The following is a 14,719-nucleotide window of genomic DNA, read 5'->3' as shown; positions in this document are numbered from 1 at the left end:
GGTTCAGGCGGCCGAGGCGATGTACCGCTGGATGCGCCCGGCCACATCCGGCCCCGGCGCCAGGAACTGCAGCCCCACCTCGGTCTGCGCCCCCTGCCGCACGCAGTGCACGACCTGCCCGTGCAACCGCACCGCGTCGCCGTCCAGGTCGAGCTCGACCGAGACCGTGTCGCCGGTGCGCACCGGCACGTCGCCCTCGGCGGCGCAGCGCAGCCCGCCGTTGCTGAGGTCCATGAGCCGGCCGACGACGAGCTCGCTGCCGCCGTCGACGCCGAAGCGGACCGGGCCGCTCGCGGCGATGCGCTCGGCGTCGCGGCGCTCGAGGCGCTCGGCGATGGCCGACATGGCCTCGATGCGCTCCATCGTCTCGTTGACCCGGCCGGTGAGCCGCTCGACGGTGGCGTGCTGGTCCAGGGCGACGTTGCGCAGTACCGCCGTCGCCTCCCCGATCCCGCCGACCCCGGTGACCATCGCCCGGATCGTGCCGGTCATCTGCGCCGCGGTGCGCTCCAGCTCCGTGACGGTCGCGGCGATGCGCTCGGTCGACTCGGCGGTGTTGCCGGCGAGGTCCTTGACCTCGTTGGCCACGACGGTGAAGCCGCGCCCGGCCTCGCCGGCCCGGGCCGCCTCGATGGTGGCGTTGAGGGCCAGCAGCCGCGTCTGGGCGGCGATGCCGGCGATGAGCTGCGTGGTGCCGTCGACCTGGCGCAGGCTGTCGCCGAGCGCGGCGACGACCCGCTCGGCCTCGCCGGCCCGCTGCACGACGGAGGCGGTGGCCTGGTCCGCCTCGGCGACGCGGTCCTCGATGGTGCGGGCGGCCTGGCGTACCTCGTTGACCTGGGCGACGACGTCGTGCAGCTCGGCCGAGATCGCCCCGACGGACTCGTCGACGACGCCCTGCGCCCGCTCGCGCAGTTGCCGCTGGCCCTCCCGCTGCTGCTCGAAGCTCGCGTGCAGCTGCTCCTCGCGGATCTGCTGCGAGCGGCGCAGCTGCTCGTCCTGCTCGGCCAGGCGCCGCCGGGAGCGCTCCAGGGCCCGGCCGATGTCGCCGAGCTCGTCGCGGCCGGCCGGCATCTCGCGGGCGTCGAGGTCGCCCTCGGCGATCGCGGTGACGGCCCCGACGGCGAGGTGGACGTCGTGGCGGGTGCGCCACCAGACCGAGGCGGCGAACCAGATCGCGGCGACGGCGGTGACCGCGGTGACGGTGAGGTTGACGGTCCGGTCCCGCGACAGGTGCCCGCGCCGGGCGTCGAGCAGCCGCTGCAGCACGGTCGTGGCCGGCCCGATCGCCGCGCGTACCGCGGCCGCGGCGGCCGTCGCGTCGACCGGCGCCGGCGTGGCGAGGGTGCCGGTCATCGTCTTGGACAGCGCGGCGAGCGCGTCGGCGGCCGTGCCGAGCGGGGCGAGGTCGCCGCCGAGCGCGGCGTCGCCGGTGTGGCCGGCGGCGGTCTGTATCCCGGTGCGGATCGCGGTCGCGGCGCCGTCGATGGCGCCGGCCCGCACGGCCTGCGCGGCGACCCGGCCGGCCAGGGCGCCCGAGGCGTCGGGGGCGGCCGCGCCGGCCGCGGCGGCGAGGGCCCGGGGCAGCTCGACGATGAGCGCGTCCATGACGTAGTAGGAGTCGAGGTCCGGGTCGAGGATCAGGTTGGAGTTGTTGCCGGCGTCGGTCACGAGCGCGGCGATCGCGTCCGCGGCGGCCGGGCCGCCGCCGGCTGGGATCGCGGCCAGCCGCCCGTTGAGGTTGAGGTCCGCGTGCTCGCTCACGAGCGCGCGCAGCGGGGCGAGATCGGGCGCCCGGCCGGCGGCGACGTCGGCCATGGCGGTGAGCGCGGGCAGCACGACCTCGCTGCCGGCGCGCTCCTTCGCGGTGAAGTCGATCTGGCCGCCGACGGAGCCGGTGTACGCCCACGTGGTGCCCAGGCCCGGCACCAGCAGGACGACGACGAGGACCGCGAGCCGGGTACTCGTGCGCACCCGGTCGGACAGCCACAGGACCGGCACGAGCAGCCTGGGCCGGCGTGATCCGCTCATGCCGCGCTGATCGGCCCGGGCGGGCACCGAGATGAGGAATTCGCCCGCCCGGGCCGTTCGGCGCTTATGGTTGCAAGAACCGATATATCGTGGGCTTGTATGGGAACCGGTATTCCGGGCTGTGTGGGAACCGGTGTGCCGGGGAATTTATAGGAACCGGTATGCCGTGCCGCCCCGGACGGGGGCGATGCGCACACCGGCGGAAGGGTTGGCCGCCTCGACCATCTTGCCGTTGCCGATGTAGATGGCCACGTGCCCCGGCATGTGGATGACGTCGCCCGGCATCCACTGCCCCGAGGGCACCTGCCGGCCGCGGGCCGCGATCTGCTCGCTCTGGTGCGGCAGCTTGATGCCGACCTTTGCGTAGGCGGCCATCACCAGGCCGCTGCAGTCGTACGTGTTCGGCCCCGCCGTGGCGTAGACGTAGCGCTTGCCGACCTGGGCGAGCGCGAAGTTCACCACGGTGCCGGCCGCCCCGGACGGGGGCTTCACGGTGGTCGTGTTCGACGACCCGGGCTTCGATCCCGAGCTCGTCGTCTTCTTCGTAGTGGCCGGCTTCGTGTTCGCCGGCTTCGTGGCCGGCTTCGACGCGGGCGGCGGCGGAGCGGGCGCCGGCGGTACCGCGGCCACGGGCGTGGCGGGCATCCCGATCGTCAGATGCGCGGGATGAGCGCGATCGGCCCGCTCGTACGCGGTGAGCAGTGCCTCCTGCTCGAAGAGCGTCAGCGCGCCCGACTCGGCCGTCGCGGCGGGCTTCTTGGGTTGAGGGCCGGCCACGGCCGCGGAGGGGCCGAGCCAGACGGTGTACAGGGCAAGGGCTGCGGTGCCCGCGGCAATGCGGTGCAGCGGCTGACGAGCGTTCAGTTCGACTCCACGATCGGCCCGGTGCTCTCTCGCGTGTCTCGGGTGGGGCGCCACGTGGTGTCGGCGCTGGCCCGAAGTACCGGACGAAACGGACAATCTTGCACGGCGGCCCCAAGGGGTGCCGTCGGCGACGCTAGCGCCAGGGACACGCCGGTCCGGACGGTGGTGACATTCCTCACCACCTATCTCACCCACACCTGAACGGGTATCGACCGATATGTCCGTCCAACCGGGCCAACCTTTTCCGACCGTTAGGACGTCAGGGTGCGCGCCCCATTTGCGGCTTATGCTGCATTCATGGGTCATGCAGCGGTGCCGCGGTTTGCGGCCGCCGCCGCGACCGCCCTATTGCTGGGCGCGTGCGGCGGCAACGACGCGCAGGGGCCGGCCGCCGACCCCGCCTGCGCCCCGTACGCGCAGTATCAGGGCCACCGCGGCCGGACGGTCTCCGTCTCGTCGTCGATCCGCGACGTGGAGGCGGACAAGCTCACCCACTCCTGGGAGGCGTTCCAGACCTGCACCGGCATCACCATCGACTACACCGGCAGCGCCGACTTCGAGGCCACGCTGCCGGCCGAGGTCGCCGCCGGCCGCAGCCCGGACCTCGCGTTCTTCCCGCAGCCCGGCCTGCTCGCCGAGATGGTCGCCACCGGCAAGCTCAAGCCGGCCGGCAAGGCCGTCGCCGCGAACGTCGACAAGTACTTCTCGGCGGACTGGAAGCGCTACGGGAGCGTCGGCGAGGTGCTCTACGGCGCCCCGATCGACGCCAACGTCAAGTCCTTCGTCTGGTACTCCCCGAAGTACTTCGCCGAGCACGGGTACACGGTCCCGCAGACCTGGGCCGACCTGCTGGCGCTGAGCGACCGCATCGCCGCCACCGGGGTCAAGCCGTGGTGCGCCGGCATCGAGTCCGGCGGCGCCACCGGCTGGCCGGTCACCGACTGGCTCGAGGACGTGCTGCTGCGCACCTCGGGCCCCGACGTGTACGACCAGTGGGTCGAACACAGGATCCCGTTCGACGACCCGCGGGTGGTCGCCGCGCTGGACAAGGTCGGCGACATCCTGCGCAACCCGAAGTACGTCAACGGCGGCTATGGCGGGGTCGACAGCATCGCCACGACGGCGTTCCAGGAGGGCGGCCTGCCGATCCTGCAGCACACGTGCGTGCTGCACCGCCAGGCGTCGTTCTACACCAACTGGTGGCCGGCCAACGCCACCGTCGCCGAGGACGGCGACATCTACGCGTTCTACCTGCCCCCGATCGACCCGTCGGCGGGCCGGCCGGTGCTCGGCGCCGGCGTGTTCGCCGCCGCGTTCGCCGACCGCCCCGAGGTCCAGGCCGTCGCCGCGTTCCTGGCCACCCCGGAGTTCGCCGACAACCGCGCCCGCAACGGCGGCGTCGTCAGCGCCAACCGCGAGCTCGACAAGTCGCTGCTGAACACCCCGATCGAGAAGCTCTCGGCCACCATCCTCGCCGACGACAAGATCACGTTCCGCTTCGACGGCTCCGACATGATGCCCGGCACCGTCGGCGCCGGCACGTTCTGGACCGGCATGACGGACTGGATCAAGGGCGCCGACACCGCTACCGTCCTGCACCGCATCGAGACCACCTGGCCCGCTTGATCCGATTCCCCTCGTGCCGATGTCTGAACTGTGTGGAGACGGGCGCGCCGACGACTGGCTGATCTGCGGATCGCCACGAAGATCGTCAGCGTGTCCCTGGTCGTCACGGCCATCTTCACCGCGTCCGGCGTCGTCGGCCTGGTGAACCTCAGCCGCCTCATCGACGAGCAGGACCGCGAGTACAACGTCAACGTCCGCGCCCTGGACGAGATGACCCACGTCCGCTCCAGCGTGAGTGCCCAGCTGGAGGCGGTCCTGGCGTACATCCTGTCGGATCCCGGGTTCTACCGGGACACCTACGCCGAGATCATCGACGAGTCCGACGCCGACATCGACGCCCGCATCGCCACGCTGCGCGGCATCGACCTGCCCACGAGCGAGAAGACGGGCCTGCGCGGCTTCACGGCCACGGTCGACATGTGGCGCACGACCCGCGACGCGGCGCTCGATGCCGCCCGCGGCGGCGACCAGAAGAAGGCCGCCTCGGTGGTGCTGGTCCGCTCGGAGGCGATCGCCCGGGCGGTGAAGGACCGCGCCAGCTCGTTCCTGGCCCAGCTGGTCGAGGCCGTGGCCGACGGCGCCCGCAAGGCCAAGGCGGCCGCGATGCGCAACGCCCAGCTGACGACGGCCCTGCTGGTCGCCGGCGCCCTGACGGCGGTGCTGCTGGCGGTGCTGACGGGCCGCGCCATCTCCCGCCCGCTGCGCCAGGTGGTGGACGTCCTGGCCCGCGTGGCCCGCGGCGACCTGAGCCGCCGCGTGGAGCTGGACCGCGCCGACGAGGTCGGCCAGATGGGCCGCTCTCTCAACGAAACCTTGGGCGTGCTGCGCAACGCGTTCGAGGAGGTCCACCACCGCGCCTGCCACGACGGCCTGACCGGCCTGCCCAACCGCGCCCTGCTGCGCGAGCGCATCGCCGCGGCCCGCGCGAACGCCACGGGCGGCCTGCCGGTCGCGATGCTGCTCATCGACCTGGATGGCTTCAAGCAGGTCAACGACGCCCTCGGCCACGCCGCCGGCGACCACCTGCTGACGGTCGTCGCCCAGCGCCTGCAGTCCGGCGTACGCTCGGCCGACACGGTGGCCCGCCTGGGCGGCGACGAGTTCGCCGTGCTGCTGGACGGCGTGGACCACGTCTCGGACGTGTACGTGGTCGCGGACCGCCTGCTGACGGACCTGCAGCAGCCGTCGGAGTACCACGGCCGGGTCATCACCCCAAGGGCCAGCATCGGCGTCTCCCTGTGGGACGGCGAGACCCCGATCGACGCTCTGATGCACGACGCCGACCAGGCGATGTACGCCGCGAAGACCAGCGGCAAGGGCCGCGTGGTCCACGCCGCCGCCACAACGTAGTCTGTCGCTGACGCTGGGTGTATCGCTAGATCGGCAATTTGGCGGCGTCGGCTACGGTGGAGACATCGGAATCGGGCCGCCGACGGGGTGCGTTTGCCGGCACTGGCGCGATCGCATGCCGGACAACGCGATCGGTGAGGCCGACTCCGGGAACGGCCGCTTCGCAACGGCCCACGCGGACGCCCGGGTGCGCGTGCGGTCACCGGACGGCTCGCAGGAATCGTCGTTCGCGGCGCTCCCCGGCCCGCTTGTCCACCCTGCTCTCTCGGTCCCACAACTCGTCGTCGGCGTCGCGGGGCCCGGTTCCGGGCCGGCGCCCCCGCCAGCCTGCCACCGACGGCCGGTCCGTCGTTTGTGGACGGTGCGGTTTGTGAGGGCGCCGTGGCGGCCGGGAGTGGTGGTGCGGGCTCCGCGAGCGGCGCGGCCTCTGCGGCCGAAGGCGGTTCGGTGAATGCCGATGCGACCGCGGCGGGCGGGGGGCGCGTGGATCGAGGTCGCCGGCGCGTCCGCGACGCGGGGCCGAATCAGGGTTTCGCTGCGTCCGGGGGGTCGACCAACCGCCGGTCTGGCGTCTGGAGATCGACAAGTTCGCCTTGCTCGCCGCCGCGCCCGGGATGCGAACCCTGCTCTACGGGCGGCTGCGACTCATCGGCCCCGACGGCGTCGAGCGCTGGTCCACCTCGACCCGCGAAATCGGGCGGATCACCCAGATTGCGATATATCCGAAAAATCGGGAAAGATCGCTTAGTTGGGGTCCGCGCTGAATGAGGGGGCCGGGGAAGCGAACGTGCGGCAGGTCGGCGCGGACGGGCGCACGGGCGATCAGGGTTCCGAATCCAGCGGCATCGGGGCGAAGTCGCCGAGAGGGGCCGAATGCTCCGGCGCCGGCCGCGGCGCGCCGCCCGAGTGCGAATGCACCCGACCGCCCGCCGGCCCCCGGCGCGAGATGACCGTGAACGGCACGAGCAGCACCGGAGGCGGCGGCGCGGCGAAGCGGCCCGCGCCCCAGCGTACCCACAGCGCCACCCGGCCCGCCGCGGCCTCCGCGGCCAGCTTGTCCAGCGTCCGGCGGCGGTCGGCGTGGTCCACCTCGACGACGATCGGGGCGGCGCCGGGCCGCGCGATGCCGACGTCCACGACCGAGAACTGCTGCTCGTACGGCGGCGGCAGCGGTACCACGCTCGCCGCCCGCCGATAGGCCCGCCAGCCCAGGGTGTGCGCCCAGTCGACGGCGGCGTCGATCAGGAGTGCGGTGACGTCGTCCGTGGACCGGTCGGTGAACGACAGGGCCGACAGATGATTCCCGAGGGCCGCCGCGACGTCCATGCCAGCACCCTAGACTGCCCTGGTGAGCCCGGCGCCCGGAGCATCGTTGCGGCGCGCGTACGCCGCGCAGACACGCCGCGCCGGAGGGGACTGGCACGCCCGGATCAGCGTCGGCGACCGCGTGGTCGTGAGCGATGACGACGAGCGGGTGGTGAAGGGGTACAGCGTCCAGAAGCTCGCCGTCGCGGTCGCCCTGCTCGACAAGGTCGACCGGGGCGAGGCGGGGCTCGACACCAGGGTCCGGCTGCGCTGCGAGGACGTGCTGCCGGGCAGCGGGCTGTACCACCTCCAGCCCGTCTGGGGCGACGAGCTCACCCTGGCCGGCGTCATCACAGCGCTGCTGCTCGTCTCGGACAACACCGCCGTGCGGCTGTGCGGGCGGCTCGCCCCGGCGGCCGAGATCAACGAGATCCTCGCCGCGAAGGGGTTCCGTCGCACCCGCGTGGTGCCCGTCGAGCGGCCGGACCGGTTCCTGCTCGGGGACACCACGGCCGTCGAGACGCACGACCTGCTCACCCGGCTGGCCGGGGGCACCCTGCTGGAGGGTGGCACCGGCGCGTTCATGCTGCGCGTCCTGCGGGGCGCCGGGGGATACCAGGATGGTGTACGCCGGGACATGACCTCGGCGCAGCGTGAGCGCGTGGCCACGAAGCACGGCGCCGACCACGAAGGGGGCCGCGCGGCCCGGCACGAGGCGGGCATCGTCTTCGGCGAGCACGGGCGGCCCGCGATCGTGTACAGCCTGTTCGCCGACGGCCTCGACCGGGCCGGCGACTACGGGCCGACGCACCCGGCCGTGCGGGCGCACGCGGCGCTGGGGCGGGCGATGCTCAAATGTTGCTAGGTTCGATCCATGATGCAGCGGTACCGCGAGCAGACCCGGTTCAGCGACCCGGGTCGGCTCGGTCATCTGCTCGACGACCTGCCCGAGGACGTGCCGGGGTTATTGGCCGCCGTGCGCAACCTGGTCGTGCACTACCGCGCCGCGGGGATCACGTTCACCGGTGAGCGGCTCGCCGAGGTCGACACGCGGTGGCTGAGCAAGATGCTGGAGCTGGACCAGGGGCGCTTCCCGGTGCCGCTGACCGAGGCCCGGCCGGAGCGGGAGCGGATCGTCGGCTGCTGCCGCGACTTCACGCTGCTGACCGTCGCGGCGCTGCGCCGGCGGGGGGTGCCGGCGCGCAGCCGGGTCGGGTTCGCGCCCTACTTCGCCGACGACTTCAACTACGACCACGCCGTCGCCGAGTACTGGAACGGCCGCCGCTGGGTGCTCGCCGACGCGCAACTGGACCCGGCCGCGTTCCCGTTCGACACGGCGGACGTGCCGCAGTTCATCACGGCCGCGCAGGCGTGGACGGCGCACCGGCGGGGGCTGATCGACGCCGAGAACTACGGTGTCGACCCCTACCTGCCGTTCCGCGGCCACCAGTTCCTGCTCGACTACGTGCTGCTCGAGCTCGCCCACCGCAACGGCGACGAGGTGCTGCTGTGGGACCAGTGGGGCGCGATCACCGACCGCACCGCCGACGAGCTGGCCGAGCTGCTGCTGTCGGCCGACCGCGGCGACGTGGACGCCGAGCGGACCCTGACGAAGCGGTACGAGACGGATCCCGCCCTGCACGTCGACGGCCGCGTGCACTGCCTGTCACCGAGCGGCTTCGACGGCTGGGTGAAGGTCTGAGCGAAGCGGTCTAGGCCGGGGGCTGCGCGGCGAAGAGCTTCTCGAAGATCGGCATCGGGTCCAGGGTGGCGTACGAGCGGGCCCGCGTGTCGGCGCCGTCGTTGGCGACGAGGGCCGCGCAGTTGCGGTCGACCACCACGACCAGCGGCCAGCGCTCGGCGGCGGGGTCGAAGATGAACACGAAGCTCAGCTGCGTCGGAAACGCGATGTGCAGGCACGCCTGGTCGGGCGCGACGGACGGCAGCGTGTTGAGCAGCTGCACGAAGCTGTCGACGTTGGTGGTGAGCGCCTCCGGCGGCGCGAGCGTCGGCCGGGGGCGGGCCGCCGACCCGGCCGAGGGCGCGTCGAGGGCGGTGTCGCAGCGCGTCACGGTCTTCGCGCCGAACGGCACCAGGTCGCCCGGGGTGTCGCCGAACGGCCCGCCGACGTTGTAGCGCAGGATTGCGGCGCAGTCGACGACCAGGGCCCCGGGCCCGGACACGACGGGCGACGGGTAGGGCGACGGGGGCGTCATCGACGGCGACGGGTCGGCCGAGGGCCGGCCGCTGGCCGAGCCGGCCAGCAGCGCGGCGAGGGCGGCGGGTGCGACGACGGCCGCGGCCACCGCCGCCCAGCGGGCGCGATTGGTACTCATGGCGTCACTGATTGTAGTCGGTGGGCGGGCAGCGGTGTTGGTGTGACGCCGCGAACCGGGCCGGAGGTTGCCACCCCGGGCCCTACTGTCAGTGATCGGACGTGGCGGATGGCCGACAGCGCGCGTGGCCCAGAATGGCGCGGGTGAGTCCGACGCCCGCCGCGGTCACCGCGGCCCAGACGACGACGATCCCGCGGCAGCGCACCGGCACCGCCGCCCCAGGTACCACCGATCGGCGCACCCGCGGCCGGTTCCTCACCGCCGGGCTGCTCGTGTCGGCGCTCGCGGTCATGCTCATCGGGTACCTGCGCATGGCCCGCAACAACGGCACCAACGCCGACGGCGCGGCCAACGCCCTGCAGGCCTGGGACCTGCTGCACGGCAACGTGGGCCTGGCCGGCTGGACGCTCAGCGACGTCTCGTTCTACCCGACGGAGCTGGTGCAGTACGCGCTGATCGAGCTGGCCTACGGGCTCAACGAGGACGTCGTGCACGTCGCGGCGGCCACGACCTACCTGCTACTGATCGTCTTCGCCGCGCTGGTCGCCCGCGGGGAGGCGACGGGCCGCGCGGCGTGGGCCCGGATCGCGTTCGTGGTTTCGGTACTGCTGGTGCCGCAGCCCCACGCCGGCTGGGCGATCGTCCTGTACGTCCCCGACCACACCGGCACCGGCGTCCCCCTGCTGGTCACGGCGCTGCTGATCGACCGCCGGGCGGCGCTGCGGCGCTGGTGGCCCGCGGCCGTCACCGCCGTGCTCACGGTTGCGCAGATGGGCGACCCGCTGGCGATGTACATCGGCGCCGTCCCCCTGGCCGCGGTGAGCCTGCTGCGCCTGGCGCGGGCGTGGCGCACCGGCGGCGAGAAGGCCACCGACGCGCACCTGCTCGTCGCCGCGGCCGCCTCGGTCGCCCTGGCCCACGCGGCCCTGCGCCTCATCGGCCTGGCCGGCGGGTTCCGGGTGCACCAGCCGGTCGCGGAGTTCAGCGCGTGGTCCGACGTCCCGGACCACCTGTCGATGCTGTGGCGGCTCGTCGCCGTCGACTACGGCGCGTACTTCCCGTTCCTGGTCGACGAGGGCCCGTGGCTGACCGGCCTCAACTACGCCGCCGGCGCGGTCAAGGCGCTGCTCATGGCCGCCGCGTTCGCCGCCGCGGCGGTGACCCTGGCCCGCCTGCTGGGCCGGCGCGGCCACGCCGACCGGGTCGCGCAGTGGCTGGCCGTCGGCCTGGCCGTGAACCTGGCCGCGTTCGCCGCCTCGACGCAGGCCGCCGACATGGCCAGCGCCCGCCAGGTCGTCAACGTGGCCGCGTTCGGCGCGGTCCTGGCCAGCCGGGTGTTCGGCGACCGGCTGGCGGCCGCCTGGTCGGCGCGGGCCCGCCGGCCCCGCCTCGCGCTGCGGGTCACCGCGGGTGCCCTCGCCGCGGTGCTGGTGGCCGCGTTCGGGGTGCAGGCGGCGGTGGTGCCCGCCAAGCCGGCCGAGGCCGCCGAGCTCGCCGAGTGGCTGCAGGCCCACGACCTGCACTACGGCATCGGCGCCTACTGGGCGTCGCACACGGTGACGGTCGCCTCCGGCGGGCGGGTGCGCATCGCCCCGGTCGTCGACGAGATGCCACGCGCGTTCGACTGGGAGTCGCGGGAGGACTGGTTCGACGCGGGGCGCCACGACGCCCGGTTCATCGTCATCGACCGCACGCTGCCGCACTACGGCACGGTCAGCGGCGCGATCGAGACGTTCGGGATGCCGCTGGAGCGTATTGATCTCGACCGGTGGGCGGTTCTGGTGTACAACCACAACCTGCTGCCCGATCTTCCCCGGCACCGACCCTGAACCGGAGCGTGACCCCCGTGGCCGTCGAGCGTGTCTTCGTCGTGCGCGAACTGCCGGACGGCCCGGCCGTCGTGCTGCCGTGGATCGGCACCACCTGGCTGGAGCGCGGCCGGGACTACCGGCGCCGGCGCGCCCTGACGTCGGCCGGCGCGGTGCTGGGCGCCGTGGCCGCCGCGGCGCTGACCGCCTTCGCCGCGGTCTCCGTGTTCGGGTCGGAGGGCACGGGCGGCCGCGTCGTGTTCGCCCTCATCGCGCTGCCGCTGGTGGCGTACGGGTATTTCCTCGGGCGGCTGTGGCTGCACCATGTGCCGATGAAGGAGACCAACGACGCCGGCCGCGGCTCGTACCACGGCAGCCTGCTCGTGATCCTGGCCCCGCTCGGCATCGGCTTCGCCGCGGCGGCGCTGCACCGCTTCTTCGGCGAGCAGTTCCCGGGCGAGCAGCGGGCCCGCGAGATGACGCAGCGCCTGCGGGCCTAGTGTCCTGAGTCGTTGTTTCAATGCTGAACCATGTAGCGTGTTGTCTATGCCGAGTCCCGGCCGCCCGAAGGCGGAGCTCGTACTGTCCGATGTGGAGCGTCAGACGCTGCTTTCGTGGTCTCGTCGGGCGAAGACGGCACAGGCTCTCGCGTTGCGGGCCCGAATCGTGCTGGCGTGCGCGGAAGGTACGAACAACAAGGACGTGGCCGCGTCATTGGGGATCTGGCCGCAGACGGTAAACAAATGGCGGGCCAGATTCGTGCGGGACCGGCTGGAGGGCTTGTCGGATGAGCCCCGTCCGGGCGCGGCCCGGAAGATCACCGACGAGCAGATCGAGGCCGTGATCACCAAGACCCTCGAAGAGGCGCCGACGAACAACGACACCCACTGGTCCACCCGCTCGATGGCCGCTGCGGTCGGGTTGAACCAGACGGCGATCTCGCGGATCTGGCGGGCGTTCGGGCTCAAGCCGCATCTGGTGGACACCTGGAAGCTGTCCAGGGACCCGCAGTTCATTGAGAAGGTCCGCGATGTCGTGGGGCTGTATCTCGACCCGCCGGACAAGGCCATGGTCCTCGCTGTGGACGAGAAATCCCAGATGCAGGCCCTGGACCGCAGCGCGCCGGTGCTGCCGATGATGCCGGGCGTGCCCGGCCGGCAGACCCACGACTACATCCGGTACGGCACCACGAGTCTGTTCGCCGCGTTGGACGTAGCCACCGGTCGAGTGATCGGCCAGCACCAACGCCGGCACCGGCATCAGGAGTTCCTGCGGTTCCTCAAGACCATCGACGCGAACACCCCGCCCGAACTGGACCTACACCTCATCTGCGACAACTACGCCACCCACAAGACCCCGGCGATCAAGACCTGGCTGGCCGCGCATCCCCGCTTCCACCTGCACTTCACCCCCACCTCCGGCAGCTGGCTCAACCTCGTCGAGCGATGGTTCGCCGAACTCACCCGCCGCAAGCTGCGCCGCAGCAGCCACCGCAGCGTCAAAGACCTCGAGACCGACGTCACCGCCTGGATTGCGGCGTGGAACGCCGATCCGAAACCCTTCGTCTGGGTCAAGACCGCCGACGAGATCCTCGACAACCTCGCAAACTACTGCACCAGACTTAATCAACTCATCAACGACTCAGAACACTAGGAGACCGCTGAATAATCCGGCATGCTGTTACCCCAATTTGATCGGGTTTGGTCGATAATTGGTGGGTGCAGGGTCGTTCTGGTCCCGGGCGGGAGTTGCTGGACACCGCGGCGCTGGTGGGACATCTGGTCCCGGCGGGCAGTGTGTACGCGTTGCTGGCCGAGCAGCGTGAGGTGCTGTTCCCGGACGGGATGTTCGCGGACTTGTTCCCGTCCGGGCGGGGCCGGCCGTCGCTGCCGGGTGCGGTGATCGCCTCGGTGCTGGTGTTGCAGATGTTGCAGGATCTGTCCGACCCGGAGGCGGTCCAGGCAGTGCGCTGTGATCTGCGGTGGAAGGTGGCGTGCGGGCTGCCGATCGACCATGCAGGGTTTCATCCGACGACGTTGACGGTGTGGCGGCAGCGGCTGCGGGCCTCGGACCGCCCGGACCGGATTTTCGAGGCGGTCCGGGCGGTGGTCGCGGCGACCGGGGTCCTCACGGGCAAGACCCGCCGGGCCCTGGATTCGGTGGTGTTCGACGATGCGGTGGCCACCCAGGACACGATTACGCAGTTGATCGCGGCGATGCGCCGGGTGCGGCGGGAGGTGCCCGGCGCCGCCGGGGTCATCGCCGCGCAGTGTCACGCTCATGACTGGGACGATCCGGGTATGCCCCGTATCGCCTGGGACGACAAGACCGCCCGCGACGCCCTGGTCTCAGCGCTGGTGGGCGACGCGACCACGGTCGTGGACGCGTTCGCCGGCGCGAAGCTGACCGAGCCGGCCGGGCAGGCCCTGGCCCTGCTTGCCCTGGTCGCCGGGCAGGACGTCGAACCGGCCGAGGGCTCCGACGGCACCGACGGGCGGTGGCGTATCGCCCGCCGGGTCGCGCCGGAGCGGGTGATCTCCACCGTCGACCCGCAGGCCCGGCACGTGCACAAAACCGTCCACCACCGCCAGGACGGGTTCAAAGGCCACGTCATCATCGAGCCGGACACCGGCCTGTTCACCGGCGCCACCCTCACCGAAGCCGCCGGTGAGACCAACCACGAGGCCGTCGTCGGGCTGGCCCTGCTCCAGCAGGACATCGACGCAGCCACCACCGACAACCCCCGAGCGTTCGAGGTGCTCGGTGACACCGCCTACGGCACCGGCGAAGCCCGCGCCGCCCTCGGCGAGGCCGGGCACACCGCGATCATCAAACCCGGCCCGCTGCGCCCGGCCGTGCCCGGCGGCTTCACCCTCGACGACTTCACCATCGACGAGACCAACGGCACCGTCACCTGCCCGGGCGGGCTCACCCGGCGGCTGAGCGTCAACCGCACCGCCACATTCGGTGCCGGCTGCCGCGGCTGCCCGCTACGCGCGCAGTGCACCACCGCCAAAGACGGCCGGTCGATCACCCTGCACCCACACGACGCGCTGCTGCGCGCCGCCCGCCGCGACTGGGCCACCAACCCCCACCTGCGCACCACCTACCGCCGCCACCGGCCCATGGTCGAACGCTCCATCGCCTGGCTCATCGGCCCGAAAGGCCGCTGCCGCAAACTGCGCTACCACGGCACCACCGCCAACACCTGGTGGCTGCGCACCCGCATCGCCGCCCTCAACCTCCGCCGCCTGCTCAACCTCGGCCTCACCCGACAGACCACCGGCTGGACCCTGACCTGAACCCCCCGAGACCAGACACTCCCCGCCCCGCCCAACAGCCCCTACGCTGAACCTGACGGGGAAGGCAAGCTCGCTGTCCAGCCACACGCTGTGACTC

General features: G+C 72.5%; 12 protein-coding genes. 8 read left to right on the top strand and 4 right to left on the bottom strand.

Annotated elements, in window-relative coordinates; genetic code table 11:
• Positions 1-3: 3 nt before the first annotated feature.
• Together ACQEVU_RS33185 and ACQEVU_RS33180 are read right to left on the bottom strand one after the other, a co-directional pair.
• Complete coding sequence (locus ACQEVU_RS33185) at positions 4-2,031, bottom strand: methyl-accepting chemotaxis protein (protein ID WP_433330553.1); 2,028 nt, start codon at positions 2,029-2,031, stop codon at positions 4-6.
• Positions 2,032-2,178: 147 nt separating this feature from the next.
• Positions 2,179-2,808: a C40 family peptidase gene (locus ACQEVU_RS33180; protein WP_433330551.1), complete on the bottom strand. Its 630-nt coding sequence runs from the start codon at positions 2,806-2,808 to the stop codon at positions 2,179-2,181.
• A gap of 384 nt (positions 2,809-3,192) precedes the next feature.
• Here ACQEVU_RS33180 and ACQEVU_RS33175 point away from each other — a divergent pair, with 384 nt between their 5' ends.
• Together ACQEVU_RS33175 and ACQEVU_RS33170 are read left to right on the top strand one after the other, a co-directional pair.
• Entirely contained in the window at positions 3,193-4,521 is a 1,329-nt protein-coding gene (locus ACQEVU_RS33175) for an ABC transporter substrate-binding protein (protein WP_433330549.1), read from the top strand.
• Between the two features lie 30 nt (positions 4,522-4,551).
• Complete coding sequence (locus tag ACQEVU_RS33170) at positions 4,552-5,871, top strand: diguanylate cyclase domain-containing protein (protein ID WP_433330547.1); 1,320 nt, start codon at positions 4,552-4,554, stop codon at positions 5,869-5,871.
• A gap of 822 nt (positions 5,872-6,693) precedes the next feature.
• On the opposite strand, the gene ACQEVU_RS33165 is transcribed toward ACQEVU_RS33170, so the two are convergent.
• Positions 6,694-7,197 carry a hypothetical protein gene (locus ACQEVU_RS33165; protein WP_433330545.1) on the bottom strand — a complete coding sequence of 168 codons (504 nt, stop codon included), beginning with the start codon at positions 7,195-7,197 and terminating at the stop codon, positions 6,694-6,696.
• Positions 7,198-7,219: 22 nt separating this feature from the next.
• Here ACQEVU_RS33165 and ACQEVU_RS33160 point away from each other — a divergent pair, with 22 nt between their 5' ends.
• Positions 7,220-8,041, top strand: a complete 822-nt coding sequence (locus ACQEVU_RS33160) for a serine hydrolase (RefSeq protein ID WP_433330543.1) — start codon at positions 7,220-7,222, stop codon at positions 8,039-8,041.
• Positions 8,042-8,050: 9 nt separating this feature from the next.
• Positions 8,051-8,878, top strand: a complete 828-nt coding sequence (locus ACQEVU_RS33155) for a transglutaminase domain-containing protein (RefSeq protein WP_433330541.1) — start codon at positions 8,051-8,053, stop codon at positions 8,876-8,878.
• Positions 8,879-8,888: 10 nt separating this feature from the next.
• Here the strand turns inward: ACQEVU_RS33155 and ACQEVU_RS33150 are convergent, their stop codons facing one another.
• Entirely contained in the window at positions 8,889-9,512 is a 624-nt protein-coding gene (locus ACQEVU_RS33150; protein WP_433330539.1) for a hypothetical protein, read from the bottom strand.
• 143 nt (positions 9,513-9,655) lie between these two features.
• On the opposite strand from ACQEVU_RS33150, the gene ACQEVU_RS33145 reads away from it, so the two are divergent.
• From ACQEVU_RS33145 to ACQEVU_RS33130, 4 genes are all read left to right on the top strand, one after another.
• Positions 9,656-11,341 (top strand): hypothetical protein, encoded by a 1,686-nt coding sequence (locus tag ACQEVU_RS33145; RefSeq protein ID WP_433330537.1) that lies wholly within the window; start codon positions 9,656-9,658, stop codon positions 11,339-11,341.
• A gap of 17 nt (positions 11,342-11,358) precedes the next feature.
• Entirely contained in the window at positions 11,359-11,820 is a 462-nt protein-coding gene (locus tag ACQEVU_RS33140; RefSeq protein WP_433330535.1) for a hypothetical protein, read from the top strand.
• Positions 11,821-11,866: 46 nt separating this feature from the next.
• Positions 11,867-12,973 carry an IS630 family transposase gene (locus ACQEVU_RS33135; protein ID WP_433330533.1) on the top strand — a complete coding sequence of 369 codons (1,107 nt, stop codon included), beginning with the start codon at positions 11,867-11,869 and terminating at the stop codon, positions 12,971-12,973.
• Positions 12,974-13,038: 65 nt separating this feature from the next.
• Entirely contained in the window at positions 13,039-14,622 is a 1,584-nt protein-coding gene (locus ACQEVU_RS33130; RefSeq protein WP_433330531.1) for an IS1182 family transposase, read from the top strand.
• The last annotated feature ends 97 nt before the right edge of the window (positions 14,623-14,719 follow it).

The organism is Dactylosporangium sp. CA-139066 (assembly GCF_050936175.1).
Classification (GTDB): Bacteria; Actinomycetota; Actinomycetes; order Mycobacteriales; family Micromonosporaceae; genus Dactylosporangium.
Note: the sequence above shows the minus strand (reverse complement) of the source record. Positions and strands in the feature narration are given on the sequence as shown.